The organism is Bradyrhizobium sp. Kon37, from assembly GCF_055807535.1.
The window spans coordinates 100,926-125,453 of sequence record NZ_JBVVOY010000004.1 but is presented as its reverse complement, the minus strand read 5'-3'; the positions used below and the strand labels follow the sequence as shown (position 1 = coordinate 125,453).

The following is a 24,528-nucleotide window of genomic DNA, read 5'->3' as shown; positions in this document are numbered from 1 at the left end:
GCTAAGATCGAGGTCATCCGCGTGCGACGGAGATCGCACCGGCTAAGGAGGAGGGAGCTGATGTCCATTTCGGGCAAGGTCGATCCGGTGGTGCGTCCCGTCGCGGCGACCGACATCGCCGAGGCGCTGGTCGAGGGCCTGCGTGATTTCCAGGCGCTGCCGCTTTACGGCCTCTGCTTCGGTGCGCTCTACGCCGCCGGCGGCATTGCCATCATGCTGTGCTTCACCGCGTTCGGCATGGTCTATCTGGTTTATCCGCTGGCCGCCGGCTTCGCGCTGCTCGGGCCATTCGTGGCGATCGGGCTCTATGAAGTCAGCCGTCGCCGCGAGCGCGGCGAGCCCGTCTCGCCCAGCGCGATTTGGTCGGCCGTGCGCGCGCGCAGCGAGATCGGCTGGATGGCCTTCGTCACGCTGTTCGTGTTCGTGGTCTGGATGTACCAGGTGCGGCTTCTGATCGCGCTGCTGCTCGGCCTGCATGCCTCGTTCTCGAGCCTGCAGGAGTTCATGACGGTGGTGCTGACCACGAACGAGGGCTTGCTGTTCCTCGGCATCGGCAACGCGGTCGGCGCGGTGCTGTCGTTGATCCTGTTTTCGCTGACCGTGGTGTCGTTTCCGCTGCTGCTCGATCGTGAGGTCGATTTCGTCACGGCGATGGTGACGAGCGTGCGCGCGGTCGTCGCCAGCCCGCTGCCGATGATTGGCTGGGCCGCGGTGATCGTGATGGTCCTGATCGTCTCGGCGCTGCCGTATTTTCTGGGGCTGGTGGTGACGCTGCCCGTGCTCGGGCACGCGACCTGGCATCTTTATCGGCTGATCGTGGTGCCGGTGGCGTAACAGCGAGCCGGACGCAACGGCAGCGAGCTATTCGCCCGTTGCCAGCCGGCGCTCGCCTGATGAGGTCAATTCGAGTTCACCGAGGCGCCTGATCGCATAACCGAGGTTGGTCAGCCGCTCGCCGTGCGCTTGCGGAATTTCGCCTTGCGCCTTGCCCTTGCCGATCTCGGCCAACGAGGCAAATTCATCGGCGCTAAGCGCAACGCTGCTGTCTGTCATCAGGCAACCTCGTCGGTCCATACCTTGAAATTGAGCAGCTTATTCGGACCGAAGGTCTGGGTGATCGGGACGTCCGCGGCATCGCGTCCCTGCGCGATCAGCACGCGGCCGATCCGCGGCGTGTTGTTGCGGGGATCGAACATGTGCCAGCTTCCGCCGAGATAAGCCTCGAACCAGCCGGCGAAATCTCCCGCGGCCCAGGGCTTCGGCGTGCCGATGTCGCTAAGATAGCCGGTGCAGTAGCGCGCCGGGATGTTCATGCAGCGGCAGAACGCGATGGCAAGATGAGCATAGTCGCGGCACACACCCTTGCCTTCGTCGTAGACTTCCCGCGCCGTCTTGGTTGCGCGCGCGTGCTCATAGCCGAAGGCGATGTGACGATGAACGAAATCGCAGATGGCCTGGACCCGCGCCCAGCCGGGCGGCGTGTGCTCGAACAATTTCCACGCGATATCCGACAGGCGATCGGTCTCGCAGTAGCGACTGCCGAGCAGATAGACGAGCGTGTCGGTCGGCAGCGCCTCGACGGCGTGCTGAACTGCGTTCGGAAACGCTGGGTCGGGCAGGCCGCTGTCGCTCACGACCCCATCGCCGGCAAGGCGAAAGGTGCCGGCCGGCGCTACGATACGGCTGCACCAATTGCCGAAGAGGTCGCGATAGGGAGTGATCGGCACCGAGGGTCTCGTGGTCACCAGGTCGGGCACGATGACATCGGAGGCGCGGGTGAAGTGCGTGCCTAACACCATGATCATAGGCGTCGGTTGCGGGAATTCGTACAGCATCTCAAACCCGACGCGGAGCTTCATACGTTTTTCCCTTGGCTAAGCTCCCAACATGGCTACGAAGCGGCCGATCACAAGGCTTCGACGGCTTATTCGGTCGCGAACGGCAATTAGCGCTTCAAAAGCGCGGCATGGGCGAGAAAACGATAGCTAATTGCGGCGATTGCGCGCACGGTGCCGACAACGTCGGAAAGAACCTGTCGTCTCTGCGCATATGCAGCGCCACGACTATTCGCGCGACGTGAAGCGCCTCATTCCCTCGCACTGGCGGAGCCGACTCATCGCGACGTCGCAACAGCGGTCGTTGCGTATATTGCCCGCTCCAGCGGTGAGGCGGACGCGGCACGCCCGTGCCGCGGACGCCTGAAGGTTTCACCGCGATTCGATCATGAGATCGAACGCCAACCGAAAGCACCCGATGCAAACTCAACCGATGCAAGCTCTCTCGCCACGGCACGTCAAGACAGAAGAAGCGCTCCGGCTCGGCGTCGAATCGGGCTGGTACGCGATCAAGGTCAGCGGGACCTTTGTCTCGGGCCCGCACGTTTCGGAAGCGGATTGCAGTCGCAAGATCGACGAAATCAATCCGCCGGTGAAGAAGAAGCGGTGACGGCGCAAGGTTCGTCCGCTACGGCGTCTTGATACCCATCGCCCTCAACGCTTCCAGCATCTGCGCCGGCGGCGCCATCTTGATCTGCGGCGCCTTGCCCGTTTCCAGCAGGCTCTTCAGCCCCGACAGGATTGCGGGCCAGCCGGTGCGGCCGCCGGAAAGGATGTCGTCGCTGAGCGGGCGGTCGTGACGTTCGCTCATGGTGAGGCGGACGGCCTCGCCGGCTTGTTCGATCTCATAAGTGACAAGCGTTGTGCCGAGCTTTGCGACGAGGTCGGGCCAGTTGACGTTCCACGTCACCGTCAGCCTGTTCGGCGGATCGTATTCGAACACATCGCCCGAGATGTGTTCTGACCCGTCAGGCGCGCGCACGATGAATTTGCCGCCGAGTCTTGGCTCCATCTCAACCGCAAAGCCGGAAAAGTATTTGCGGCTGAACTCGGCGGAGGTCAGCGCCTCCCACACCTCGTCCGGCGTCGCGGCGATGTAAATCGTGTAGACGGTGAGCGGCTTGAACTGATCGAGGTTCATTTTGCATCGAATCCCTTGTTGAGGGCTGCGCGCGGAATGGCCAGCACTGTGCCGCTTTCCAGCAGGCTCTTGAGACCGGACAGGATCGCGGGCCAGCCGTTGGAAACGGCGCCGAGATATTTGCCGCCTTCGACGAACCCGTCATGCAGCACCGTCAAACGCACGAGCGAGCCGAACGGTTCGATGGTGAACACGACGCGCGAGATCGGTTCGCCGCGCAGCTCTTCGTATTTCTGATGCTTGAAGCTGTAGGACAACCGCCGCGGCGGATCGGCTTCCAGGATTTCGCCGGAATCGGTGGTCTCGCCGTCCAGCAGCAGCGCGAAGGGAGAGCCGATTTTCCAGTCGGACCTGACCTCGGCGCCGAACCAGTATTGCTTGGTGAACTCGCTTGATGTCAGCGCCTCCCACAGCCTCGTTGGCGTGGTCTCGATGTAGGTGACATAGACGAATTGCGGCTTACTCATCACGCTTCTCCAACTGGCGTTTCAACTCGCCGAGTGCGGCGAGCTTGCCGCGCTCGAATTTCTTGATCCAGCGTTCGCCGATCTGATGGATCGGAACTGGATTGAGATAGTGCAGCTTCTCGCGGCCGTGCCTGATGGTCGTAACCAGATTGGCCTGTTCCAGAATCGCAAGGTGCTTGGTCACCGCCTGGCGCGTCATCGCGAGGCCTTCGCAGAGCTCGTTCAGGGTCTGGCCGTTCCTGGTGTGAAGCCTGTCGAGCAGCGACCGTCGTGACGCATCGGCGAGCGCTTTGAAGACCTCATCCATGGCGACGATAATATGCAACCAAACGGTTGCCTGTCAAGACGGTGATGCAGCGCGCGGTGCTCGTGTTCCTGCAGACGCCGGAGATGGAGACGTGGGGGCTGCGGCGCTGGACGGACATTGAGGGCCATGCATTAATGCTCCAAACCGCTCTCAGCGAGTCCTCCCCATGATGTCTCTGCAAGCCTATCTCGCCTTCCTTGCCGCCTGCATCGCGCTCGCGCTGCTGCCGGGGCCGATCGTCACGCTCGTCATCGCCAACGGGCTGCGCCATGGCACGCGTGCGGCGCTGACCAATGTGGCCGGTGCGCAGGCCGGTCTCGCCATCGTCATCGGCATCGTCGCGGTCGGCCTGACCTCGCTGATGGCGACCATGGGCTACTGGTTCGACTGGGTGCGCTTTGCCGGCGCCGCCTATCTGGTCTGGCTCGGGGTCAAGCTGATCTGGGCGCCGGTCGAGGGCGTCAAGGTCGACCAGCCGCCGGCGCCGCCGCGCGGCGGATTCTTCCTGCAAGGTTTCCTGGTGCTGCTGTCGAACCCGAAGGTGCTGGTGTTCTTCGGCGCCTTCATCCCGCAGTTCATGGACATGAACCGCGACCACTTTCCGCAGGTCGCGCTGCTGGGCGCCACCTTCATGGTCACTGCGGTGATGACGGACGCGCTCTACGCCATCGCCGCGGGGCGGGCCCGTAAGTTCTTTTCGGCTCGCCGCACCCGCATGATGTCGCGCATCTCCGGCGGCTTCATGATCGGCGGCGGCATCTGGCTGGCGCTGACCAGGGCGAAATAGCCGCCATCGGGCTAGTCGACCAGCCTCTGCGCCCGCAGCTCCAGCTCGATCTCCGCGAAAATCCCCGCCAGCCGCTCGGCCCATTGTTGCTGGCCGGCCTGGTCCGCGATCAAATCCTGGCGGATCTCGATGCCGGTGTTGACGAGGCCGCGGGCTTCGCCGTGGACGGGAATGGTGTAGTCGGTGAGGTCGTTGACCGCGTAGGGCTCGTTGTCGCCGACGACGAGATCGCTCTCTCTGCGCAGATGCCTGAGCAACAGCTGCGGCAGCACGGTGTCGCGATTGTAGAGCGCGCCGATGTGCCAGGGGCGCGCGACGCCGGCGTAAACGGGAGTGAAGCTGTGCAGCGATACCAGCACCGTCGGCCGCTTGTCGTGCACGCGGCGGTCGATCGCGGCCTCGATACGGTGGTGATAGGGCTCGAAAATCTCGCGCCGGCGCGCTTTGCGCTCCTGCTCCGAAATTCCCTCGTTGCGCGGGATCGCGGTTGCTTCGGAAATCACGGGGATCGAGCTCACGGCGCCGGGCGGGCGGTTGCAGTCGATCACCAGCCGCGAATAGCGCTGGGCGATCAGATGTGCGCCCAGCATCTCTGCCAGCCGGTCGGCGACCCCCGCAATGCCGATGTCCCAGGCGATATGCCGCGTCAGCTCGCCTCCCGCGACGCCGAGATCGCCGAGGGTACGCGGCAGCACCCGCCCGTAGTGGTCCGAGGTGAGCAGAAAAGGCGATCTCCCTTGCGCATTCACCTCGTGCACCGGGGGGACGTCACCCTCGCTGAGGAGTTGATTGGTCGCCTCGATTGTGTCTAAAGCCATCCTGATTGCCTAATGAAACAGCAGTCACCCCGAAGAATCGGGCGGGATTGCTATAGATTGGTCCGCCCGACCTCACCATGATTGCCTGACGATGCCGCTGCTGACGATTCATCACAAGACCGAATATCGCTACACCCGCCCCGTGGCGTTCGGCGAACACAGGATCATGCTGCGTCCGCGCGACGGGCATGATCTGCGCGTGCTCGACTCCAGGCTCGAGATCTCGCCGGAGCCGATGTCGCTGCACTGGATCCACGACGTGTTCGGCAATTCCGTCGCGATCGCGAATTTCGACGAGCGCGCGGACACGTTGGTCTTCGACTGGCACGTCACCGTCGAGCACAATCCGGTCGAGGAGTTCGCGCTGACGCCGGACGACTCGGCCTATTTCTATCCGTTCGCGTATGACGACGAGGAATTTCCCGACCTCGTCCACTACATCACGCCGCAATACACCGATCCCGACGGCGAGATCGCGGAATGGGCGCGCGGCTTTCTCGACGAGGACGCGCCGACGCCGACCTTCAAGATCCTGAGCGGCATGACCCACGGCATCCGCGAGCGGTTCAAGTATCGCAAGCGCCACGAGCTGGGCACGCAGCATCCGCTCGACACCTTGCAGTCCGGTAGCGGGACCTGCCGCGACTACGCGCTGTTCATGATCGAGGCGCTGCGCCATCTCGGCATCGCCGCACGATTCGTCTCCGGCTACATCTTCCTGCCGGAGGATATCGAGCAGCGCCATGTCGGCGGTGGTTCGACGCATGCCTGGGTGCAGGTCTACCTGCCGAGCGCGGGCTGGATCGAGTTCGATCCGACCAACGGCATCGTCGGCACCCGCGACCTCATCCGCGTCGCGGTCGCACGCGATCCGCGCCAGGCGATCCCGCTGCACGGCGTCTATATCGGCCCCGCGGGCGCGTTCGACGCCATGGACGTCTCCATCAGGGTGGTGTCGGACGAGCAACGCAGCGGCGAGGAGCTGGAGGCGGAGGTTTCGTAGCCGCTCACCGTCGTCTTCCTGGCGAAAGCCAGGACCCATTACCCCGACTGTCAGTGTGGTGCGACGTTGTAGCTGTCGAGTTGCCCGTTCCCGTGTTCGGTGGCTATGGGTCCTGGCGTTCGCCAGGACGACAGTGGAATGTGTGGCGCTGTCGCTCCGCATCATTCGCAGCTATAGAGCCCCCATGACCTCCGATCGTCTTTTCGTCTACGGCACGCTGATGCGCGGCTTCGACCATCCGATGGCGCGGCTGCTTGCGGGCCACGCTGATTTTCTGGGTGAAGCGACCTGCCGCGGCCGGCTCGTTCTGGTGAAGCATTATCCGGGGCTGCTGCTCTCCGATGGGCCGTCCGACCGCGTCCACGGCGAACTCTTTCACCTGCGCGTGCCGGACGAGCTGTTGCGCGAGCTCGACATGTACGAGGCCTGTGGCGAGGGCTTTCCGGAGCCGACCGAATATCTGCGCAGACTGGTCGACGTGACAGGCGCGGACGGGGTGACGGCACCGGCCTGGACTTACATCTACAACTGGCCCGTCACCGATCTGCCGCGCATCGAATCCGGCCGCTTCCTCGATCACTAGGCCGACAGCACTTCCTTCACCGCGCGGACGTCGACCTCGCGCTCGACATAGCTCCACTCCTCGGTCCGCCTGAGCATCGCGACCAGCTCCTCGAACAGCGAGGCGTGGGCGGGCGCGAATTCGAACCAGGTCAGGAAATCGAAGGGCCCGCCGAGGTCGCGGCAATGATAGAGCTGGCGCGCGATCGCGGGCAGGAAGCGCAGGCTGCTCGCGATGTGATGCGATTTGTCCTCGAATATCCTGCGGCGCTCTTCCTGGGTCAGCTCCCACCAGGCCTGCGACTTGCGGATCGGGATCAGCGCCGCGCTGGTTGCTTCCAGCCGGCCGAGGCCGGCCTGCACGGCCGTGAGCTGCTGCTTCTCGGCGCGCTCGGTGTAGCGCAAGCTGCTCGCGGCGCCGACCAGCCGCCAGGCATTGCGCGAGGGCACCAGCGGCAGCGCGATGGCCTCGCTGTCGGTGACCGACAGCGCCGGCATGAAAGCGAGGGGCTCGCCCGTCACGGGCGAAATCGAGGTGATGCGCCAACCCCCACTCTGGCCGCCTCGGAAGGTCCTGAACATCACCCATGGAAGCGTGGAACCGGGGCGGGTTCAAGGCCTCTGTCACTCCGGGCTCACGCTCCGCACGCCCGGGAATGACGGAAGGGCTGTGAACAGCGCGTATAAGCCTGACAAACCTGACTTCTGGACGGGTCGTCCCTATATCCCTGATCCCTTCGCCCGACTCACACGGTTTCGCGTTACACAGAGCCCATGCGCTTCACGCCCCAATTCCTCGACGAGCTGCGTGCCCGGCTTTCGGTCTCCGAAGTCGTGGGCAAGCGCGTCAAGCTGAAGAAGGCGGGGCGGGAATGGAAGGGGCTGTCGCCGTTCCAGCAGGAAAAGACGCCGTCCTTCTACGTCAACGACCAGAAGGGCTTTTACCACGACTTCTCCTCGGGCAAGCACGGCGACATCATCAGCTTCATGATGGAGACCGACGGCCTGCCGTTCGCGGAGGCCGTGGAGCGGCTCGCCAATATGGCGGGCCTGCCGCTACCGGCGGTGACGCCGGATGCGGCGCGTCAGGAGCAGCGCCGCCGCTCGCTGCATGACGTGATGGATCTCGCCGCGAAGTTCTTCGCCGAGACGCTGGCCTCGCGCGTCGGCGCTAAGGCGCGCGGCTATCTCGCCGATCGCGCCATCTCGCCGGCGACGCAATTGCAGTTTCGGCTGGGCTATGCGCCGCCCGATCGCTTTGCGCTGAAAGAGCATCTCGGCAAGCTCGGCGTCTCCGTCGATGACATGGTCGAGACCGGCATGCTGGTGGCCGGCAACGACATCCCGGTGCCCTATGATCGCTTCCGCGACCGCGTGATGTTTCCGATCACGGATTTGCGCGGCCGCGTCATCGCCTTCGGTGGGCGCGCGCTGGAGAAGGACGTTCCGGCCAAGTACCTGAACTCGCCGGAGACGCCGCTCTTCCACAAGGGCGACAATCTCTACAACCACCAGACCGCGCGCAAAGCCACCCACGACGGCAGCGCTCTGGTCGTGGTCGAAGGCTATGTCGACGTCATCGCCATGGTCACCGCGGGTTTTGCCGGCAGCGTGGCGCCGCTCGGCACCGCGCTCACCGAAAACCAGCTCGCGCTGCTCTGGAAGATGGCGGACGAGCCGATCCTCTGCTTCGACGGCGACCGCGCCGGCCAGAAGGCGGCTTATCGTGCCGCGGACCTTGCCTTGCCGTTCCTCGCGCCCGGCAAGAGTCTTCGCTTTGCGCTGCTGCCGGAGGGGCAGGACCCCGACGATCTCGTGCGCTCCGGCGGTCGCGGCGCGATCGAGGAGGTGATCGCGGCGGCGCGTCCGCTCGCCGAGATGATCTGGTCGCGCGAGCTCGAAGGCGGCAATTTCGCCACGCCCGAGCGCCGCGCCGCGCTGGAAGCGCGCATCAAGGAGCTTTCTAACGGCATCCGCGACGAGGTGGTGCGGCGCTATTATCGGCAGGATCTTGCCGAGCGGCTTCAGCGCGCCTTTGCCCCCGAAGGCGGGCGCGGCGGCTTTGGCGGCGGCCGTGGCAATTTCCGCCCCGGCTCGGCCGGCCGCCAGTTCCAGCCCCGTGGTGGGGGAGGCGCGAATCGATTCGGCGGTCAGGGATTTGGTGGAGGCCGCCGCGGCCCGCCCGGTCCGATCCAGCTGCCCTCCGGACCCTACCAGGCGGCGAGCGCGCAGCTCGCGGCAAGTCCGATCATGCGCGGCCAGCGCAGCGCCATCTCCCGCCGCGAGGCCCTGATCCTCCAAATCCTGATCAACCACCCCTGGCTGCTGCACGATCACCTTGAGGAAGTCGCGGCCCTGGAGCTCGCCCATCCCGAGGTCCACAAGCTCCGGGCCGGCATCATCGCCGCCTTCGCCAACGACCATCACCATTCACCGGACCCCGGGGAGCTCGCCGAGAAGATGCGCAGCGACCTCGAAAAAGGCGGATTTTCTCAAGCGCTTCAAAGGGTTGAGGGAGGCATCACGACCGCGGCGGTGTGGGGCGCCCGCGAAGGCGCCGCACGGGACGACGTTCTCTCCACCTGGCATCAGCTGGTCGCCTTGCATCGGCAGTACCATTCACTACTTAGAGAGCTGAAAGACGCCGAGCTGGCCTTGGGGGAGGATCCCAGCGAGGCCAACATGGCGTGGCTGCGCGACGTCAAGGCTCGGATAGGCGAAGTCGACGGCACCGAGGCCCTGATCGAGGGTTTTGGCGAGCTGTCGGGCCGGTTCCAGAAGAGCGTGTGATGAAAGAATCATGCGGACGGCCGGGACCGGAACCGCTAAAAGACTCGCCAAATCCGAGGTTTGGCGGCAAAAACAGGGTTAATCGAGGCTTAACGGTCTTGTAGCACTTTGGCCACCAGGCGGCCGCAGGCAGAACAGACGCGTCAGGAATGAATCCGCGCAATTGCTGTTGGCACTACACCTGCATCCGCTGCGACAAAGAGGCTCTACGAAGCGTTAGGCAAATCCGGCGAGTGAAAGGTCGGGGGTGGCGACAAGAGGTCCGCGCCGCCCTTTCCGTGTCGAGATCTGACGAAGCGAGAGCATCGAGCAACAGGTTCAAGTGATTTCACGCGGGCGCGGCGAACGTCTGTGTGAAACGCGTTTAGGAGCAATGGATGGCCACCAAGGCAAAGACGCTGCAGGCGAAGGACAAGGAAAAAGACGACAAGGCAGCGGACGCGCCGGAGAAGGACTCCCAGGACGCGCCCTCGCCGTTGCTCGATCTGTCCGACGCGGCCGTGAAGAAGATGATCAAGCAGGCCAAGAAGCGCGGCTTCGTGACCTTCGATCAGCTCAACGAAGTTTTGCCGTCCGACCAGACCTCTCCCGAGCAGATCGAGGACATCATGTCCATGCTCTCGGACATGGGCATCAACGTCACCGAAGCCGACGATAGCGAAGGCGAGGAGGACAAGGACGAGAGCGGCGAGGATGAGACCGACAACGAGCTCGTCGAAGTCACCCAGAAGGCCGTCACCGAAGTCAAGAAGAGCGAGCCGGGCGAGCGCACCGACGATCCCGTGCGCATGTATCTGCGCGAGATGGGCACCGTCGAGCTGCTGTCGCGCGAAGGCGAAATCGCGATTGCCAAGCGCATCGAGGCCGGCCGCGAGGCGATGATCGCAGGGCTCTGCGAAAGCCCGCTGACCTTCCAGGCCATCATCATCTGGCGCGACGAGCTCAACGAAGGAAAAATCTTCCTTCGTGACATCATCGATCTCGAAGCCACCTATGCCGGGCCCGATGCCAAGGCCGGCATGAACAATGCGATGATCGCCGGTCCGAACGGCGAGACCGGTGAAGCGCCGGCCGAAGGCGGCCAGGCCACCGGCGCCGCGCCCGCGCATGTCGCCCCGCCGGCCGCACCGCCGGCGCCGACCCCGTTCCGCGCCGCGCCTGCGCCCGGCAATGCCGGCGACGCCGCGAAGGATCCGGCGGAGTCCGCCGCCGAAGCCGACATGGACGAGGACGACGAGTTCGAGAACCAGATGTCGCTTGCGGCGATCGAGGCCGAGCTCAAGCCGAAGGTCGTCGAGATCTTCGACAAGATCGCCGACAGCTACAAGAAGCTGCGCAAGCTGCAAGAGCAGGACATCCAGAACCAGCTCGAGAGCACCTCGCACGGCCCCTCGCTCTCGCCGCACCAGGAGCGCAAATATCGCAAGCTCAAGGACGAGATCATCGTCGAGGTGAAGTCGCTGCGCCTCAACCAGGCGCGTATCGACTCACTGGTCGAGCAGCTCTACGACATCAACAAGCGCCTCGTCTCGCATGAGGGCCGCCTGATGCGCCTTGCCGACAGCCACGGCGTCGCGCGCGAGGACTTCCTGCGCAACTACACCGGCTCGGAGCTCGATCCGCGCTGGCTCAACCGTGTCTCGAAGCTGTCGGCCAAGGGCTGGAAGAACTTCGTCCACCACGAGAAGGACCGCATCAAGGACCTCCGCCACGAGGTGCATCAGTTAGCTGCGCTGACCGGCCTGGAGATCATCGAGTTCCGCAAGATCGTGCACTCGGTGCAGAAGGGCGAGCGCGAAGCCCGCCAGGCCAAGAAGGAGATGGTGGAAGCCAACCTCCGTCTCGTGATCTCGATCGCCAAGAAATACACCAACCGCGGCCTGCAGTTCCTCGACCTGATCCAGGAAGGCAACATCGGCCTGATGAAGGCTGTCGACAAGTTCGAGTACCGCCGCGGCTACAAGTTCTCGACCTACGCGACGTGGTGGATCCGGCAGGCGATCACCCGCTCGATCGCCGACCAGGCGCGCACCATCCGCATCCCCGTGCACATGATCGAGACGATCAACAAGATCGTGCGCACCTCGCGGCAGATGCTCAACGAGATCGGCCGCGAGCCGACCCCGGAAGAGCTCGCCGAAAAGCTCGGCATGCCGCTGGAGAAAGTGCGAAAAGTCCTCAAGATCGCCAAGGAGCCGTTGTCGCTGGAGACGCCCGTCGGCGACGAAGAGGATTCACACCTCGGCGATTTCATCGAGGACAAGAACGCGATCCTGCCGATCGACGCCGCGATCCAGTCCAACCTGCGCGAGACCACCACGCGCGTGCTGGCCTCGCTCACCCCGCGCGAAGAGCGCGTGCTGCGCATGCGCTTCGGCATCGGCATGAACACCGACCACACGCTGGAAGAAGTCGGCCAGCAGTTTTCGGTGACGAGAGAGCGTATTCGTCAGATCGAGGCGAAGGCCCTGCGGAAGTTGAAGCATCCGAGCAGGTCGCGGAAGCTGCGGAGCTTTTTGGATAATTGAGCGCAAACATCGATTCAAAGCAAAACGGCGGGCCAAGGCCCGCCGTTTTTGTTTTAGCTTCCGCTCTAGCCCCGTCATTGCGAGCGGAGCGAAGCAATCCATCGCGCAGCATGTGGAGACGTGGATTGCTTCGCTTCGCTCGCAATGACGCGGATGGGGCTGAGGCCTACTTCTTCTTCGCGCCGACCCGCTCGAGGTTCTTGATTTCCAGCGCCGGGCGGCCGGATTTTTCGGCGATCTCGCGGTCCTGCTCCATGATGTAGGCACGGGCCGGCTCGTCGCCGTCGAGGCCGCCGAGCAATTCGGCGGGGACGCGCCGGTTGGAGCGTTGGGAGCCGTCTTCATAGAAGACGTTGAAAAAGGCGAATTCGCCCTTGGGATTGGTTCCGGGTTTTTTGGCCATGGCCGGCTTTTCGTCGATCAGGGGGCCATAGTCAAATGACTTTGGCAGGTTTCCGGGGGCTGGCCGCGGGCCCTGCAGCGGCAGAACCGGCTGCGCGATCGATCGACGAACCCGTTTGCGAGGCGCCTGGATGTCGGGTGGAAGCGTCCAACGCTTCGTAAAACCCGATGCGCTCGTTCGAGGAGACCCTTGTCTCACCCTTTGCTCAGCCTTGCCTCAACAAACGGCGGGCCGCGAAGCCCGCCGTTTATTTTGGTCTTCAGCGTCGCCCGGGGCTGGCCGGGCGACAACCTAGAATAGAAGGTTATAACCGGCGCCATGCCGTGGCAAGGCAAATCGTTGGCGCTGCGATGTCTCAGCGAACGCATCAGATATGCAGTGTTCGAGATCGCGTTTCGATCAGCGTCAGAGCAATTGCTTGGAAGACCAAATCACTTTGTTCATGTTTCCCGTTGCGCGATGCAGCGACCGGTGTGCGCCTTGTTGGAAAATGCGTTTGCCTGCACGGATTCCCGCGTGCGTGCAGAAATTGCGCTGACTAACATATGTTAATCTGTTTTCGCCTTCGCATGTTCCATCATGTTGCGCGTGCCGCATGCACCAATCTCACGGCGCCACGAGCTCCACGCGCCGGTTGAGCGCACGGCCGGCGTCCGTCGCATTGGAACCCACCGGCGCCAGCAAGCCGACGCCCGCGGTGCGCAATCGCGTCGGCGCGATGCGAAAACTCTTCACCAGCTCGGCTGCGACGGCTTCGGCGCGGCGCTTCGACAGGTCGAGATTGTACTCATGGGCGCCTTGGCTGTCGGTGTGGCCGACGATGAAGACGTTGAGCTGCGGCTGGCTCGTCAGCAGCTTTGCGATCTGCTCCAGCGTCGGGCGGCTTTCCGGTTTGAGCACGGCCTTATCGGTGTCGAAATAGATGCCGTAGAGCGCGATGTGACCGGTCTCGCCAAGCCCCTTTGCCATTGCGGCGGCGTCCACCATCTTGTTCGCGATGGCGCCGAGCTCGGCGACGGTGACCTGCGCCGTGATGTCCTGGTTGTTCTGGCTGACCAGGACGCTGGCGAAGGTCTCGCGCCCGCCCTCGGTCTTGCGGCCGGCGTAGTAACGATAGTTGAAACCATCGACCCACATCTGCGGGACCGGCAGCGTGTCGATAGCTTCGGTAAAGGGAATGGCGCCGCAGGCATCGGTGTCGCAGGCGAGCAGGGTCTCGAAGCCGGCTTTCGCAAGCTGCGTCTCGAAATTGCGCGACACTTCCAGAATCGAGGGGCCGGGATTGGTGCGATAGGCGATGCGAAAGACGCGGCCCTCGAGCCGTCGCGCATCGACGGGCTGGCCGTCCTTGAAGGGAGCCGCCTGCATCCGCGCTGCGTCAAAATCCTTCATCACATAGCCGGTGATGACGCTGCCGGCGAACCGGCCGATGCCGGGATAGTCGCGGCCACCTGCGACATCGCGCGTCTGCGCGGAGGCGGCCGTCACGGTGAGGCAGAGCAAGGCGGGGACGGCGAGCATCCGGCGCGACATGGACATGATCATGGAGATCCGCATAGGCATGGTCATCTCGATCGGTTGGGGAGGGGGCGAGCGCATTTGATTTGTCGCAGGCAGGCAGCGATCGGTTCTGGCGAGGATTTGCCGCTTTGACGCGAATCCGGTTCCCGGGCATGATCGCGCGCTGCTTCCCCCGCCCATTCCCTGTAGGATTCATCCGAATGTCGAAATACGCCTTGGCCATCGCCTTCATCGCCTGTCTGGCCGGCGGATCGGCGCAAGCCGCGCGCTGCGGCGGCGACTTCAACAGCTTTGTCGCCAGCATGACCTCGGAAGCGCAAGCTGCCGGCGTCTCGGCGAGCGTGACCAGCGCGGCGCTCAGCGGTGTGCAGCAGGACGGTGCGGTGCTCGCCTTCGACCGGCGCCAGCGCTACACCTTCAACAAGAGTTTTGAGCAGTATGTCTCGACCCGTGTCGGCCCCGGCCGCATCAATGGCGGCAAGGCGCTGCTGCAGCGCCATGCCGCGCTGCTGTCGCGCATCGAGCAGCAGTTCGGCGTGCCCCGCTATATCCTGGTCGCGATCTGGGGCCTGGAGAGCGATTTCGGCAAGGGCGACATCGGCAAGCTGCCGGTGGTCCGCACGCTGGCGACGCTGGCGCATGATTGCCGCCGCACCGAGCTATTCCAGGGCGAGCTGCTCGCGGCGCTGAAGATCGTGCAGCGCGGTGACCTGCCGCTGCGCGACCTCATCGGTGCCTATGCCGGCGAGATCGGCCAGACCCAGTTCCTGCCGTCCTCCTACATCAAGTACGGCGTCGATTTCGACGGCGACGGCCACGTCGATCTCCGCCACAGCGTCCCCGACGTGCTCGCCTCGACCGCGAACCTGCTCCACACCAGCGGCTTCAAGATGGGCCAGCCCTACGGCGAAGGCACCCCTAATTTCGAAGCCATGCGCGAATGGAACAGGGCGGTGATCTATCGCAAGACCATCGGGTATTTTGCCGATCGGCTGGCGGGGCAGTGAGGGACGTGATTTCTCTCCGCCGTCGTCCTGGCGAAAGCCAGGACCAATTACCCCAGGCGGGACTCGTTACAACGACTCGCAGTCACGTCCCGGGTAACTGCCAGTCGTCGCCAAACTGAATTCGGTGGCTATGGGTCCTGGCTTTCGCCAGGACGACGGCCGCGGGTGAATGATGCCATTCGCCTCATGCCTCACTTCGTCCCCTTCGCCATCCTCTCCAGCTTGCGCTGCAACGGCGCCCAGTATGTTGCCGGGCGGAAACGCTGCAGGAGATCCATGAAGCGGGCGTCGTTGCCGATCAGGATGCGCGGCTCGTTTCTCTCGATGCCCTTGATGATGCGCAGCGCGGCGTCTCGCGGCGTGGTCTTGGCCGCGTTCTCGAACCGCTGGATCGATTGCGAGCGGCGCGCATTGTCGGTGACGCCGATCCCGGTGCTCGAATTGCGAGCGATGGCGGTGGCGACGCCGCCGGGATGCACGACCGACAGCCTGACAGGGCTGCCCGCGACTGCAAGCTCGTGCCGCACGCTCTCGGAAAAGCCGCGCACCGCGAATTTCGCCGCGGCATAGGCCGACTGTCCCGGCGGGGCGATGATGCCGAAGATCGAGGACAAATTGACGATGTGCGCCTCGCCCAGCGTCTTCAGATGCGGCAGGAAGGCGCGCGTGCCGTGCACCACGCCCCAGAAATTGATGTCGAACAGCCAGTCCATCTGCGCCTGGTCGATCTCGTCGAACGAGCCCATCAGCGCCACGCCGGCATTGTTGACGAGGATGCCGAGCGCGGGATGGGCGGTGGTCGCCTCACGCGCGAATTGCGCGATGTCGTCGGGTTCGCCGACGTCGACGCGGTGCAGGCTGACCTTGCATGCGGCTCCGATCTCGGCCGCGAGCGTCTTCAGCCCAGCCTCGTCGCGATCGGCGAGCGCGAGATCGCAATCGCGCCGCGCAAGCTCGATCGCCAGCGCGCGGCCGATGCCGCTTGCCGCTCCGGTGATAGCCGCGGCGCCGCGGATTGCAGTCATGATGATCCCCCCGTAGAGCCGCGAGCGGGAACTATGATTTACATTTTTTCATAATGGAACCGAACCGCATCGCTGTTCCCACCTTAACCTACGTTACTTGATGAAGACAGGCAGCATTGGGAGCCGCCGATGGGACAAGCACAACCGTTTCGAGCCACCGCACTGATCGTGGAAGACGACCTCATGCAGAGGGAGATGCTCAGTCTTCTTCTCGAAGAAAGCGGCTACGACGTCATCCAGTGCGAGAGCGCCGAGGCGGCCGAGCTTGTGCTGGAGAAGAGCGCCGGCGCGCTCTGCCTGATGATGACCGACGTGCAACTCGCCGGCCGCATGAACGGCGTCGAGCTCGCGCATGTCGCCAAGGACCGCAACCCGAAGCTCGACGTCGTCGTCACCTCCGGCCGCCCCTTAATGCAACCCTTGCCGAACGGCGCGAAGTTCTGGGCCAAGCCCTGGGCGCCGCTCGACGTGCTCCGCGAGGCCGAGATCGCGCAGCTGGCCTGACGGTCGGTCCGGCAGGCCGGCTTTCGTGGTCCCGGGCGCGGTGATAAGGTCGGTCCATGACCTTGTCCTTCCTGCTCACTTCGCTGATCGTCGTCGCCTCGCCCGGCACCGGCGTGCTCTACACGCTGGCCGCCGCGCTGACCCGCGGCTCGCGCGCGAGCATCGCGGCCGCGTTCGGCTGCACCCTCGGGATCGTGCCGCACATGACGGCCGCGATGCTCGGGCTCGCCGCCGTGCTCCACACCAGCGCGCTCGCCTTCGCCGCGCTGAAATGGTGCGGCGTCGCCTATCTGCTCTACATGTCCTGGCAGGCGCTACGCGAGACCGGGGCACTGGCGGTCGACGGCGAGATCCGCGAGCGTTCGGCTGGCCGGGTGATCGTGACCGGCTTCCTGATCAACATCCTCAATCCAAAACTGTCGATCTTCTTCCTGGCCTTCCTGCCGCAGTTCATCGCCGCGGACGAAGCCCATGTGCTGGCGCGGATGCTGGAATTGAGCGGCGCCTTCATGGCGATGACGTTTGCGGTGTTCGTGGTCTACGGCCTCTGTGCGGCATCGGTGCGCGAGCGCGTCATCTCCCGCCCGCGCGTCATGGCCTGGCTGCGCCGGAGTTTTGCCGCCGGCTTCGCCGCGCTCGGCGCCAAGCTGGCGTTCGCGGAGCGATAGCTTCTCCAGCCAATAAAGGCGGAAGCCAATAAAAAAGCGGGCCTTGCGCCCGCCGTCTTCCAACTCAGAACTCCTACCCGACGCCCGGGCGGAGCGAGCTCCACCCGGGCAAAGAATAAGAAGCCTCGTTACTTCTTCTTCGCTGCCTTCTTGGCCTTCTTCTTCGTCGCCTTCTTCGCCTTCTTCGCTTTCTTAGCCATAGGATCCTCTTCAGGGTTAATGGTGAAACGCGACACGAGGGATGCTCGGCGGAGGGCCAGCCTCGCAACATCCTCGACGACGAACTCAGCAGATTCGCGCGCTTCTGCCCCGCACTGTCACATCCGTGTCATCGCGTTATCCACAGCTCAGATGCATTTTCGGGTGATTTTGGCCCGCGAATCCGCATCGCCGGCGTGCTCGACGATCCGACCATGCGCTAGCCGTTCATGAATCCAAAACCAAAGGCATGTTTTCGCGGATCGCAGTGAGACTCCGTTAAGCGCGACGGCCGCATTGTCCTCCGCAAGAAAACGGGGACGGGGTCATGGACGGACAGCTGGCAGGGACAGAGGGCGCGACGCTGCGCGTGTGGCGCGCGCCATGCTGAACGTGCCGACACTCTGGACCGTGTTCGTCGTCAACTTCCTGGCGCTCGGCCTGATCTGGGCCTACGTGACGCGCTCCTATCCGAAATTCGCGGCCGCGCGGTTCTGGATGGCATCGTGCTTCGTCGGCGCGACCGGCACGATGGCGGCCCTGATCCGCCTTTTCGTCGTTTCGCCTGTCCCGCTTCTGCTCGGAGCCGCCGGCGTCATCGCGGCGAGCTGCCTTGCCGCCATGGGCATTCAGCGCTTCTACGGCCAGCCGGTGTCCTGGCGCGTCATGGCCGCGACGGGAATTCTCAGCCTCGGCGGCGTCGTGTTCTTCATGGTCGCATACGATCACATGCAGCTGCGCATGCTCAGCTACTCGCTCGGCCAGGGGCTGCCGCTGGCGCTGTCGCTGCGTTTGCTGCTGTCGCCGCCGGAAGGCCGCGCCAGCCCGGGAGCCCGGCTCTCCGGCATCGTCATCATCACCATCATCGCGATCTTCGCGGCCCGTGCGATCGGCAATCTGCTCGGCGGCGATTTCTCGTCGGTCGCCGGCGGGCAGTCTCATGCCGTCATGGTGCTGGGCCTGCTGTTTCTGTCGATGACGTTGAATTTCGGCTTCCTGCTGATGGCGATGGACCGTCTGCGCAACGAGGTTGCCGACCTCGCGCTGCTCGACGATCTCACCGGTGTCGCCAACCGGCGGCACCTGTTGCAGCGGCTGGGTGAAGAATGCGCCCGCTCGGAGCGCAGCAGCGAGCCGTTCTCGCTGCTGGTGATCGATCTCGACGGCTTCAAGACCATCAACGACACCCATGGTCATGCCGCGGGAGATGCCTGCCTCCAGCACTTCACCCTGATGGCGCAGACGCGCTTGAGGCCCGGCGACATGCTCGCCCGCACCGGCGGCGACGAATTCTGCGTCGTGCTACCGTCGTCGACCTTGCGCGAGGCGGCTGCGATCGCCCGCCGCGTGCTCGAGGTCTGCCGCCAGGATGCCGTCAACTGCACCGGCATCGACATCCCCATCGCGATTTCGATCGGGGTGGCGCAGTGGGACCGCGGCGTCGGCCAGTTTCCGGACCGGCTGATCGCGCATGCCGACCACGCCCTCTATGCGGCCAAGAAGAACGGCAAGAACGACTTTGCCGTCCACGATCCGGCGCCGCCGCTCATGCCTGACCCGATCGGTCCAGGCGAGGCCTTGCGCAAATTCGCGTAAGGGCGTGCTAACGTCCGGTCCGCATTGGACCCGCATGATGATCTCTCGCCTGCTCGGGGCGGTTCTCGCCGCCCTCATTCTGATCGCACCTGCCGCTGCGACCGACGCCGAGCTCGCAAAGCTCGCGCGCGCCTCCGGCACGCCCGACATTCCCGGCCTGAAGATGGTGTGGCTGGCGCCATGGGGCGATGTCGGCAACGCAAAACCGTGGCGCAACATCATCGTGCACCAGACCGAGGGACCGGCCGGCTCGGCGCGCGGCGGCGCGCAAGAGCAGGCGAAGAACCCCACGCGTCGCGGCGTCACATTGTGGGTGGAGACCGACGGCACCGTCTATTGGGCGGTCGCGGAAAACCTGGTGCCGACCCACGGCGACGGTGCCAACCGCAACGACAACAAGTACATCGACAACAAGCCGACCTATCGCCAGGTGGTGCGCGACAATTCGATCGGCGTCGAGTTCGCCGGCAACTATCCCGACGTCACCACGGGCCCGACCGCGGCGCAGGTCGCGGCGTGGAAGATCCTCGTCCAGATCCTGCGCGCGCGCTACGGCATCCCGCTCGAACGCGTCTATGCGCACAACTGGATCGACTACAAGGATGCCCGCTACTGCGAAGGCTGCTGGCTCGCGACGCTGGCGCGGATTTGGGGGGCAAGAACTTGGGGGGAATGACGAGCTACACCGGTTGCGACATCCAGCCGAACAGCCGCCGGATCAAGCCCGGCCGCCGCGGCAGTTCCGGTGGGTCATCCACCGCCAGCACGCGTTTGAAGAAGTAGTCCAGGAACACCATGTCGTTCGGCTCGGTGACGGTGAATGTCTCGTCGCCAAAGTAGACGCTGTAGTTGAAGAAGAACGGACCCATCAGCGGGATCGTCGCGGTCGAGGCGTAGTCCTTCGAAATCACGAACTCGGACGGCTCGAGCCCGTGGTCGCGCATCGCCTGCTCGACCAGCGGCAGCTTGCGCGTGAACTGGGCGGAGAAGCCGCCGACGGTGGATTGCAGGATGATCGACACGGTCTGTGTCCGTTCTCTTGAGGCTGCCGGTCCAATGCTTTTGGTCGGTCCACCGGCAGCACGGGTTCAAGGCAGAGCCACAAACCGGCTGTCATCGCCCGGTTCAACCGGGCGATCCAGTATTCCAGAGACCTGCATTGAAGACCTCGCTATCGCAATTAGCGCTGCGGCGTACTGGATGCCCCGCCTGCGCGGGGCATGACAGCGAGAGTTGCGGACAACAAAAAAGCCGGCGTTGCCGCCGGCTTTCTGTCTCTTGTCGATCCGCCAATCTCTGGCGCTAAAAACCTCGCGCTTAGAGCGCGGCTTCCAGCGCGGCCTGTTCGGCCTTTGCGATCGTGCCCTTGACCGCGGACTGCACCTTCTCGAAGGCGCGGACCTCGATCTGGCGGACGCGCTCGCGCGACACACCGAACTCGGCGGCAAGGTCTTCCAGCGTCATCGGCTCATCCGCGAGCCGGCGCGCCTCGAAGATGCGGCGTTCGCGCGGGTTGAGCACGCCCATGGCGCCATTCAGGGCGTCACGGCGGTGATCATACTCCTCGTGCTCAGCCAGCATGGCTTCCTGGTTGGGCGAATTGTCAACCAGCCAGTCCTGCCATTCGCCGGCTTCGCCGTCGTCGCGGATCGGAGCGTTGAGCGACGCGTCGCCACCGAGGCGGCGGTTCATGTCGACCACGTCCTGAGCCGTGACGCCGAGACGCTTGGCAATGATGGCCACCTGGTCGGGGCGGAGATCGCCTTCGTCCAGCGCGGAAATCTTGCTCTTCGCCTTGCGGAGGTTGAAGAACAGCTTCTTCTGGTTCGCGGTGGTGCCCATTTTCACGAGCGACCACGAACGCAGGATGTACTCTTGAATCGACGCCTTGATCCACCACATCGCGTAGGTGGCGAGACGGAAGCCCTTCTCGGGCTCGAACCGCTTCACCGCCTGCATCAGGCCGACATTGCCTTCCGAGACGACCTCGGAGATCGGCAGGCCGTAGCCGCGATAGCCCATGGCGATCTTGGCCACGAGACGGAGATGGCTGGTGACGAGTTGGTGCGCGGCGTCACGATCATCGTGCTCGCGCCAACGCTTGGCGAGCATGTATTCCTGCTGGGGTTCCAGCATCGGAAACTTGCGGATCTCGCCGAGGTAACGGGAAAGGCCGGATTCGCCATTAAGGACCGGCAGGGTAGCTGTACGGGCCATAGTGCGCCCTCCAAACAGGTTCAGGCCCCCGATAGCGGCGGGCCAGGCAGACGACCGCTTGGTTAAAGCCGATCGGTGCTGCGATGTTCCGCGTTGGTCTTCAACGCAAGCGCAATATACTCCATCGGGAGGCAAAAAGGGAAGGATTGCTGACGTCACGTCCCCGTGTGGCAGCTATAACTTTTTGTAATGTAAAGCATTTCTGAAGCGGCCTGCGTCATAGCGCCGCTTTCAGGGCCCCCTGAAGGAGAAGCAAATCCTCCGGCAGAGGCGCCTCCCAGTGGAGTAATTCTCCTGTCCTCGGGTGCTCCAATACCAGCAGGTAAGCGTGCAGGGCCTGCCGGCCCAGCGCGGTGAGAACGGCCTGCGACTCAGGGCTGAGCTGGTTTGCCTTGGTCTTGAAATGCGGGCCGTAGACGGCATCGCCCATCAGGGGGTGGCCGATATGGGCGAGGTGGACGCGGATTTGATGAGTGCGCCCGGTCTCGAGCTCGCAGGCGAGCAGCGCGGCGATAGGCTTGCCGTCGCGCCCGGCAAAACTCTCCAGAAGCTCCCAATGCGTCACGGCCTCGCGGCCGCCCTGGCGCACCGCCATCTTCTCGCGCGCATGCGGGTGGCGGTCGATCGGCGCGTCCACGGTGCCACGATGGCGGCCCGGCAGCCCCCAGGCGAAGGCCATGTAGCCGCGCCGCATCGGCCCGGTGCGGCCGTGATCGGCGAATTGCGCGGTGAGCGAGGCATGCGCAAGGTCGTTCTTGGCGACCACCATCAATCCCGTGGTGTCCTTGTCCAGCCGGTGCACGATGCCGGGCCGCCGCACCCCGCCGATCCCCGACAGCGATGAGCCGCAATGGGCGATCAGCGCATTGACCAGCGTGCCGGTCTCGTGGCCCGCCGCGGGATGCACCACCAGCCCCTTCGGCTTGTTGAGGACGACGATGTCGTCGTCCTCGAACACGATGTCGAGCGCGATATCCTCGCCTTTCGGCTCCGGCGGGGCCGCTTCCGGCACGTCGATTGTGATCGTATCACCGGAGGCGACGTGATAAGCGGGATCCCGGATCGCGGCGTCCCTGAGGCTCACCGCGCCCGCCAGAATCAGGGCTTTCAGCCTCGATCGCGACAGCTCGGCAAGGTGCGTCGCCAGCACGCGGTCGAGCCGGGTTGAGCCCTCGGAGCCTTCGACGACAACCTTCAACCTTTGCGCAGAGCCAGAATTTTCCATGACGACGTCTGATACCGTTGTTCCCGAACCGAGCCCCGAGCAGGCCGCGCTGTTCGCGCGGGTGCGGCGGATGATGCTGATCGCGGGGTTGACCACGGCGCTGGCAATCTGCGCTGTGCTGATCGGGGTGGGCTACCGCCTTTTCAAGTCGGAGGGAAGGGCGCCCGAGCCTGTCGGCGACGTCACCGCCACCCTGCCCAAGGGCGCCAAAATCGTCTCGACCGGCGTGGCCGGCGACCGGCTCGTGATCACGCTCGACATCGGCGGCGTCACCGAGATCCGCACCTTCGACGCCCACACCTTGCGGCCTGCCGGAAAGCTGAAATTCGCCAATGAGCCGTGAGGCGGCGGCTGGGGCGCGGAACCGGCCGCCATCGTCGTCCTGGCGAAAGCCAGGACCCATAACCACCGGATCCTGTTGCACGAACGACATCGTCGTTCCGATCTGCCTTAACCATCCGCATCTGGGGTAATGGTCCTGGCATTCGCCAGGACGACGCCGAGCGAGCGTCCAAAACCCCTCGATCCCCGCTTGCCGCCGGCAAAATTCGAGGCTATGTCCTCTCCCTCACGCTCCCTTCGTCTAGCGGTTAGGACGCGGCCCTCTCAAGGCTGAAACAGGGGTTCGATTCCCCTAGGGAGCGCCAACTTTAGAGTCGATCGGCCCCCGTTTGGCGATTGACTGTTCCGCCCACAGGGTGAGTCTGTGGCACTTGCCATCAACATCCGGGCCGACCATGCCTCCGCTGGCGAGATAGAACGTCTGTGGGATCAGGTTGCCGCGTTCGAGGTCGAGCCATCGATGCGTGCGCTGGGCTATCGGCCACATTTCACATTTGCCATCTACGATCCGCCTGCCATCGACGAGAAGACCGCATGGGGCGCCATGCAGGCGGCCGTCGTCGACGAACCGCAATTGCGCATCGAGTTCAAACGTATTCGCTGGTTCGAAGGCTCGCCACTCGTTCTCTGGGTGGAGCCGACCTGCAATGAGGCGCTAAGCCGCATCCACAGCTCTATCAGCGCCGCAATCGACCCGGCACATTGTCGTCCTCATTACCGGCCGGGAATGTGGACGCCGCATTGCACGCTCGGCACGCGTATCGCCGATGAATGTCGCGGTGACGCCCTTGCATTCGCACGCTCATTCGAGCGACGAATTGAAGTGCTGTTCGATGTGGTGGATTGCGTCGCCTTTCCGCCGCTGCGGATCATCTCCGAACAGAGACTTCCGTCGTAGCTGGCCGTCACGCGACTCATGCCGCCTTGTAAGCCGTGATCTTCTTGATTTGCGGTGCGAGCACGTCTTCGGCCGTTTCGAGGTCGAAGCGCGCCCGCATGTTCATCCAGAATGCAGCGCCGGTCTTGAAGAACTTGCCGAGCCGCAGTGCTGTGTCGGCAGTGACGGGCTTTTCCTCGCGCGCGATACGCTCGATCCCGGTGCGCGGCACGTTCAGGGCAGCCGCGACCGCGTAAGGTGTCAGCTTGAGCGGAACGAGAAATTCTTCACGCAGGATTTCGCCGGGATGAATCGGTGGAAGTTTTCTTGGCATCTGCGAGCTCCTGCCGGTTGACGCCCGTGGATGGCAAGCCGCGCCACGCTTGGATTCGCGGACCAGAGATGAGGAAATCGGATCACAGGCGAGTACCGACCGCACCGAAGCCCACGTCTCGTAGCGCTCTTGCTTGTAACTGTGCCCGACGAGCTATTCAAGGAAGTCACGAGCACAGTCGATTGGACCAATCGCCCGTCGGGCAAAACAGCTCCAATCAGTCAACCCCTCCCCACAAAAATATTCCACTTTACCGAAATTCGGAATTGTCGTATGTGTCGGCAATCCCAGCCCACAAAAGGGGCGGTCGTACGTCGTCACGAACGCGGTTTGGGAGTTGCGGTGGACGCGGGCGGCGTTAAAGGCGGGGTTGT

General features: G+C 64.1%; 28 protein-coding genes and 1 tRNA gene. 15 read left to right on the top strand and 14 right to left on the bottom strand.

The genetic code is table 11. From position 1 onward, the window contains the following. Positions 1 to 60 precede the first annotated feature (60 nt). Entirely contained in the window at positions 61 to 834 is a 774-nt protein-coding gene (locus AC0L3J_RS11300) for a DUF2189 domain-containing protein (protein WP_473347003.1), read from the top strand. 27 nt (positions 835 to 861) lie between these two features. On the opposite strand, the gene AC0L3J_RS11295 is transcribed toward AC0L3J_RS11300, so the two are convergent. Both AC0L3J_RS11295 and AC0L3J_RS11290 read right to left on the bottom strand, forming a co-directional pair. Continuing rightward, entirely contained in the window at positions 862 to 1,053 is a 192-nt protein-coding gene (locus tag AC0L3J_RS11295; protein WP_018453604.1) for a hypothetical protein, read from the bottom strand. Next, the gene (locus AC0L3J_RS11290; RefSeq protein WP_473347001.1) at positions 1,053 to 1,859 is read right to left on the bottom strand and encodes a transglutaminase-like domain-containing protein; all 807 of its coding nucleotides are present in this window, start codon (positions 1,857 to 1,859) and stop codon (positions 1,053 to 1,055) included. The genes AC0L3J_RS11295 and AC0L3J_RS11290 overlap by 1 nt, the downstream gene beginning before the upstream one ends. A 409-nt stretch (positions 1,860 to 2,268) precedes the next feature. Between AC0L3J_RS11290 and AC0L3J_RS11285 the strand changes: the two genes are divergently transcribed. Continuing rightward, positions 2,269 to 2,445 (top strand): hypothetical protein, encoded by a 177-nt coding sequence (locus AC0L3J_RS11285; RefSeq protein WP_197031093.1) that lies wholly within the window; start codon positions 2,269 to 2,271, stop codon positions 2,443 to 2,445. 18 nt (positions 2,446 to 2,463) lie between these two features. On the opposite strand, the gene AC0L3J_RS11280 is transcribed toward AC0L3J_RS11285, so the two are convergent. From AC0L3J_RS11280 to AC0L3J_RS11270, 3 genes are read right to left on the bottom strand one after another with little or no spacing between them, the layout of a single operon-like run. Further along, positions 2,464 to 2,976, bottom strand: coding sequence for an SRPBCC family protein (locus AC0L3J_RS11280; protein ID WP_473347000.1), 513 nt, complete (start codon positions 2,974 to 2,976; stop codon positions 2,464 to 2,466). Beyond that, complete coding sequence (locus AC0L3J_RS11275) at positions 2,973 to 3,443, bottom strand: SRPBCC family protein (protein ID WP_473346998.1); 471 nt, start codon at positions 3,441 to 3,443, stop codon at positions 2,973 to 2,975. Before AC0L3J_RS11275 ends, AC0L3J_RS11280 begins: the two co-directional genes overlap by 4 nt. Next, positions 3,436 to 3,750 carry an ArsR/SmtB family transcription factor gene (locus tag AC0L3J_RS11270; RefSeq protein ID WP_027565303.1) on the bottom strand — a complete coding sequence of 105 codons (315 nt, stop codon included), beginning with the start codon at positions 3,748 to 3,750 and terminating at the stop codon, positions 3,436 to 3,438. Before AC0L3J_RS11270 ends, AC0L3J_RS11275 begins: the two co-directional genes overlap by 8 nt. Before the next feature lie 166 nt (positions 3,751 to 3,916). Here AC0L3J_RS11270 and AC0L3J_RS11265 point away from each other — a divergent pair, with 166 nt between their 5' ends. After that, positions 3,917 to 4,537 carry a LysE family translocator gene (locus tag AC0L3J_RS11265; protein WP_473346997.1) on the top strand — a complete coding sequence of 207 codons (621 nt, stop codon included), beginning with the start codon at positions 3,917 to 3,919 and terminating at the stop codon, positions 4,535 to 4,537. Positions 4,538 to 4,548: 11 nt separating this feature from the next. Here AC0L3J_RS11265 and AC0L3J_RS11260 read toward each other — a convergent pair whose 3' ends face one another. Continuing rightward, positions 4,549 to 5,355 carry an N-formylglutamate amidohydrolase gene (locus tag AC0L3J_RS11260; RefSeq protein ID WP_473346996.1) on the bottom strand — a complete coding sequence of 269 codons (807 nt, stop codon included), beginning with the start codon at positions 5,353 to 5,355 and terminating at the stop codon, positions 4,549 to 4,551. Positions 5,356 to 5,446: 91 nt separating this feature from the next. On the opposite strand from AC0L3J_RS11260, the gene AC0L3J_RS11255 reads away from it, so the two are divergent. Together AC0L3J_RS11255 and AC0L3J_RS11250 are read left to right on the top strand one after the other, a co-directional pair. Beyond that, a complete protein-coding gene (locus tag AC0L3J_RS11255; RefSeq protein WP_473346995.1) occupies positions 5,447 to 6,358 on the top strand; it encodes a transglutaminase family protein in 912 nt (303 codons plus the stop codon). Positions 6,359 to 6,542: 184 nt separating this feature from the next. After that, complete coding sequence (locus AC0L3J_RS11250) at positions 6,543 to 6,941, top strand: gamma-glutamylcyclotransferase family protein (RefSeq protein ID WP_473346994.1); 399 nt, start codon at positions 6,543 to 6,545, stop codon at positions 6,939 to 6,941. On the opposite strand, the gene AC0L3J_RS11245 is transcribed toward AC0L3J_RS11250, so the two are convergent. After that, a complete protein-coding gene (locus tag AC0L3J_RS11245) occupies positions 6,938 to 7,501 on the bottom strand; it encodes a chlorite dismutase family protein (RefSeq protein ID WP_473346992.1) in 564 nt (187 codons plus the stop codon). The two genes, AC0L3J_RS11250 and AC0L3J_RS11245, sit on opposite strands and share 4 nt — an antisense overlap. Before the next feature lie 192 nt (positions 7,502 to 7,693). Between AC0L3J_RS11245 and dnaG the strand changes: the two genes are divergently transcribed. After that, a complete protein-coding gene (gene dnaG, locus AC0L3J_RS11240) occupies positions 7,694 to 9,709 on the top strand; it encodes a DNA primase (protein ID WP_473346991.1) in 2,016 nt (671 codons plus the stop codon). Between the two features lie 377 nt (positions 9,710 to 10,086). Continuing rightward, positions 10,087 to 12,237, top strand: a complete 2,151-nt coding sequence (gene rpoD / locus AC0L3J_RS11235; RefSeq protein ID WP_027520282.1) for an RNA polymerase sigma factor RpoD — start codon at positions 10,087 to 10,089, stop codon at positions 12,235 to 12,237. Between the two features lie 166 nt (positions 12,238 to 12,403). Here the strand turns inward: rpoD and AC0L3J_RS11230 are convergent, their stop codons facing one another. Together AC0L3J_RS11230 and AC0L3J_RS11225 are read right to left on the bottom strand one after the other, a co-directional pair. Continuing rightward, positions 12,404 to 12,640, bottom strand: coding sequence for a hypothetical protein (locus AC0L3J_RS11230; protein ID WP_007614643.1), 237 nt, complete (start codon positions 12,638 to 12,640; stop codon positions 12,404 to 12,406). Between the two features lie 606 nt (positions 12,641 to 13,246). Continuing rightward, on the bottom strand, positions 13,247 to 14,185 hold the full coding sequence (locus AC0L3J_RS11225) for an OmpA family protein (protein ID WP_473347310.1): 939 nt from the start codon (positions 14,183 to 14,185) through the stop codon (positions 13,247 to 13,249). 176 nt (positions 14,186 to 14,361) lie between these two features. Here AC0L3J_RS11225 and AC0L3J_RS11220 point away from each other — a divergent pair, with 176 nt between their 5' ends. Continuing rightward, complete coding sequence (locus tag AC0L3J_RS11220; RefSeq protein ID WP_456767838.1) at positions 14,362 to 15,168, top strand: lytic murein transglycosylase; 807 nt, start codon at positions 14,362 to 14,364, stop codon at positions 15,166 to 15,168. Between the two features lie 191 nt (positions 15,169 to 15,359). Here the strand turns inward: AC0L3J_RS11220 and AC0L3J_RS11215 are convergent, their stop codons facing one another. Further along, entirely contained in the window at positions 15,360 to 16,193 is an 834-nt protein-coding gene (locus AC0L3J_RS11215; protein ID WP_473346990.1) for an SDR family NAD(P)-dependent oxidoreductase, read from the bottom strand. A 129-nt stretch (positions 16,194 to 16,322) separates the two neighbouring features. Here AC0L3J_RS11215 and AC0L3J_RS11210 point away from each other — a divergent pair, with 129 nt between their 5' ends. The 4 genes from AC0L3J_RS11210 to AC0L3J_RS11195 all read left to right on the top strand — a co-directional run bounded on the left by AC0L3J_RS11210 (position 16,323) and on the right by AC0L3J_RS11195 (position 19,835). After that, complete coding sequence (locus AC0L3J_RS11210; RefSeq protein WP_456767840.1) at positions 16,323 to 16,697, top strand: response regulator; 375 nt, start codon at positions 16,323 to 16,325, stop codon at positions 16,695 to 16,697. A gap of 56 nt (positions 16,698 to 16,753) precedes the next feature. Continuing rightward, positions 16,754 to 17,365 carry a LysE family translocator gene (locus tag AC0L3J_RS11205; RefSeq protein ID WP_354061724.1) on the top strand — a complete coding sequence of 204 codons (612 nt, stop codon included), beginning with the start codon at positions 16,754 to 16,756 and terminating at the stop codon, positions 17,363 to 17,365. Positions 17,366 to 17,947: 582 nt separating this feature from the next. Beyond that, a complete protein-coding gene (locus AC0L3J_RS11200) occupies positions 17,948 to 19,159 on the top strand; it encodes a GGDEF domain-containing protein (protein WP_473346989.1) in 1,212 nt (403 codons plus the stop codon). 34 nt (positions 19,160 to 19,193) lie between these two features. Then, positions 19,194 to 19,835, top strand: a complete 642-nt coding sequence (locus tag AC0L3J_RS11195; RefSeq protein WP_473346988.1) for a peptidoglycan recognition protein family protein — start codon at positions 19,194 to 19,196, stop codon at positions 19,833 to 19,835. Positions 19,836 to 19,839: 4 nt separating this feature from the next. Here AC0L3J_RS11195 and AC0L3J_RS11190 read toward each other — a convergent pair whose 3' ends face one another. The 3 genes from AC0L3J_RS11190 to AC0L3J_RS11180 all read right to left on the bottom strand — a co-directional run bounded on the left by AC0L3J_RS11190 (position 19,840) and on the right by AC0L3J_RS11180 (position 22,601). Then, positions 19,840 to 20,181: a hypothetical protein gene (locus tag AC0L3J_RS11190; RefSeq protein WP_473346987.1), complete on the bottom strand. Its 342-nt coding sequence runs from the start codon at positions 20,179 to 20,181 to the stop codon at positions 19,840 to 19,842. 295 nt (positions 20,182 to 20,476) lie between these two features. Continuing rightward, positions 20,477 to 21,376, bottom strand: coding sequence for an RNA polymerase sigma factor RpoH (gene rpoH, locus AC0L3J_RS11185; protein WP_007596598.1), 900 nt, complete (start codon positions 21,374 to 21,376; stop codon positions 20,477 to 20,479). Between the two features lie 217 nt (positions 21,377 to 21,593). Beyond that, positions 21,594 to 22,601 (bottom strand): RluA family pseudouridine synthase, encoded by a 1,008-nt coding sequence (locus AC0L3J_RS11180; protein ID WP_473346986.1) that lies wholly within the window; start codon positions 22,599 to 22,601, stop codon positions 21,594 to 21,596. On the opposite strand from AC0L3J_RS11180, the gene AC0L3J_RS11175 reads away from it, so the two are divergent. The 3 genes from AC0L3J_RS11175 (at position 22,600) to AC0L3J_RS11165 (ending at position 23,841) form a co-directional block, all read left to right on the top strand. Beyond that, positions 22,600 to 22,944: a hypothetical protein gene (locus tag AC0L3J_RS11175; RefSeq protein ID WP_473346985.1), complete on the top strand. Its 345-nt coding sequence runs from the start codon at positions 22,600 to 22,602 to the stop codon at positions 22,942 to 22,944. The genes AC0L3J_RS11180 and AC0L3J_RS11175 overlap by 2 nt on opposite strands. A 229-nt stretch (positions 22,945 to 23,173) precedes the next feature. Next, positions 23,174 to 23,248: transfer RNA gene (locus tag AC0L3J_RS11170), tRNA-Glu, on the top strand. Between the two features lie 59 nt (positions 23,249 to 23,307). After that, positions 23,308 to 23,841 (top strand): 2'-5' RNA ligase family protein, encoded by a 534-nt coding sequence (locus AC0L3J_RS11165; RefSeq protein ID WP_473288087.1) that lies wholly within the window; start codon positions 23,308 to 23,310, stop codon positions 23,839 to 23,841. Positions 23,842 to 23,857: 16 nt separating this feature from the next. On the opposite strand, the gene AC0L3J_RS11160 is transcribed toward AC0L3J_RS11165, so the two are convergent. Continuing rightward, positions 23,858 to 24,154 carry a HigA family addiction module antitoxin gene (locus AC0L3J_RS11160; protein WP_473346984.1) on the bottom strand — a complete coding sequence of 99 codons (297 nt, stop codon included), beginning with the start codon at positions 24,152 to 24,154 and terminating at the stop codon, positions 23,858 to 23,860. Between the last annotated feature and the right edge of the window lie 374 nt (positions 24,155 to 24,528).

Excerpts from the sequence above, each read along its gene's own strand:
- AC0L3J_RS11230 (WP_007614643.1), bottom strand. The coding sequence starts at position 12,640 with ATGGCCAAAAAACCCGGAACCAATCCCAAGGGCGAATTCGCCTTTTTC.
- AC0L3J_RS11210 (WP_456767840.1), top strand. The coding sequence starts at position 16,323 with ATGGGACAAGCACAACCGTTTCGAGCCACCGCACTGATCGTGGAAGAC.
- rpoD (WP_027520282.1), top strand. The coding sequence starts at position 10,087 with ATGGCCACCAAGGCAAAGACGCTGCAGGCGAAGGACAAGGAAAAAGAC.
- AC0L3J_RS11270 (WP_027565303.1), bottom strand. The coding sequence starts at position 3,750 with ATGGATGAGGTCTTCAAAGCGCTCGCCGATGCGTCACGACGGTCGCTG.
- AC0L3J_RS11220 (WP_456767838.1), top strand. The coding sequence starts at position 14,362 with ATGTCGAAATACGCCTTGGCCATCGCCTTCATCGCCTGTCTGGCCGGC.
- AC0L3J_RS11260 (WP_473346996.1), bottom strand. The coding sequence starts at position 5,355 with ATGGCTTTAGACACAATCGAGGCGACCAATCAACTCCTCAGCGAGGGT.
- AC0L3J_RS11215 (WP_473346990.1), bottom strand. The coding sequence starts at position 16,193 with ATGACTGCAATCCGCGGCGCCGCGGCTATCACCGGAGCGGCAAGCGGC.
- AC0L3J_RS11295 (WP_018453604.1), bottom strand. The coding sequence starts at position 1,053 with ATGACAGACAGCAGCGTTGCGCTTAGCGCCGATGAATTTGCCTCGTTG.
- AC0L3J_RS11265 (WP_473346997.1), top strand. The coding sequence starts at position 3,917 with ATGATGTCTCTGCAAGCCTATCTCGCCTTCCTTGCCGCCTGCATCGCG.
- AC0L3J_RS11290 (WP_473347001.1), bottom strand. The coding sequence starts at position 1,859 with ATGAAGCTCCGCGTCGGGTTTGAGATGCTGTACGAATTCCCGCAACCG.
- AC0L3J_RS11200 (WP_473346989.1), top strand. The coding sequence starts at position 17,948 with ATGCTGAACGTGCCGACACTCTGGACCGTGTTCGTCGTCAACTTCCTG.
- AC0L3J_RS11225 (WP_473347310.1), bottom strand. The coding sequence starts at position 14,185 with ATGATCATGTCCATGTCGCGCCGGATGCTCGCCGTCCCCGCCTTGCTC.
- AC0L3J_RS11280 (WP_473347000.1), bottom strand. The coding sequence starts at position 2,976 with ATGAACCTCGATCAGTTCAAGCCGCTCACCGTCTACACGATTTACATC.
- AC0L3J_RS11180 (WP_473346986.1), bottom strand. The coding sequence starts at position 22,601 with ATGGAAAATTCTGGCTCTGCGCAAAGGTTGAAGGTTGTCGTCGAAGGC.
- AC0L3J_RS11160 (WP_473346984.1), bottom strand. The coding sequence starts at position 24,154 with ATGCCAAGAAAACTTCCACCGATTCATCCCGGCGAAATCCTGCGTGAA.
- AC0L3J_RS11245 (WP_473346992.1), bottom strand. The coding sequence starts at position 7,501 with ATGTTCAGGACCTTCCGAGGCGGCCAGAGTGGGGGTTGGCGCATCACC.
- AC0L3J_RS11175 (WP_473346985.1), top strand. The coding sequence starts at position 22,600 with ATGACGACGTCTGATACCGTTGTTCCCGAACCGAGCCCCGAGCAGGCC.
- AC0L3J_RS11250 (WP_473346994.1), top strand. The coding sequence starts at position 6,543 with ATGACCTCCGATCGTCTTTTCGTCTACGGCACGCTGATGCGCGGCTTC.
- AC0L3J_RS11285 (WP_197031093.1), top strand. The coding sequence starts at position 2,269 with ATGCAAGCTCTCTCGCCACGGCACGTCAAGACAGAAGAAGCGCTCCGG.
- AC0L3J_RS11255 (WP_473346995.1), top strand. The coding sequence starts at position 5,447 with ATGCCGCTGCTGACGATTCATCACAAGACCGAATATCGCTACACCCGC.
- AC0L3J_RS11205 (WP_354061724.1), top strand. The coding sequence starts at position 16,754 with ATGACCTTGTCCTTCCTGCTCACTTCGCTGATCGTCGTCGCCTCGCCC.
- AC0L3J_RS11275 (WP_473346998.1), bottom strand. The coding sequence starts at position 3,443 with ATGAGTAAGCCGCAATTCGTCTATGTCACCTACATCGAGACCACGCCA.
- rpoH (WP_007596598.1), bottom strand. The coding sequence starts at position 21,376 with ATGGCCCGTACAGCTACCCTGCCGGTCCTTAATGGCGAATCCGGCCTT.
- AC0L3J_RS11300 (WP_473347003.1), top strand. The coding sequence starts at position 61 with ATGTCCATTTCGGGCAAGGTCGATCCGGTGGTGCGTCCCGTCGCGGCG.
- AC0L3J_RS11195 (WP_473346988.1), top strand. The coding sequence starts at position 19,194 with ATGATGATCTCTCGCCTGCTCGGGGCGGTTCTCGCCGCCCTCATTCTG.
- dnaG (WP_473346991.1), top strand. The coding sequence starts at position 7,694 with ATGCGCTTCACGCCCCAATTCCTCGACGAGCTGCGTGCCCGGCTTTCG.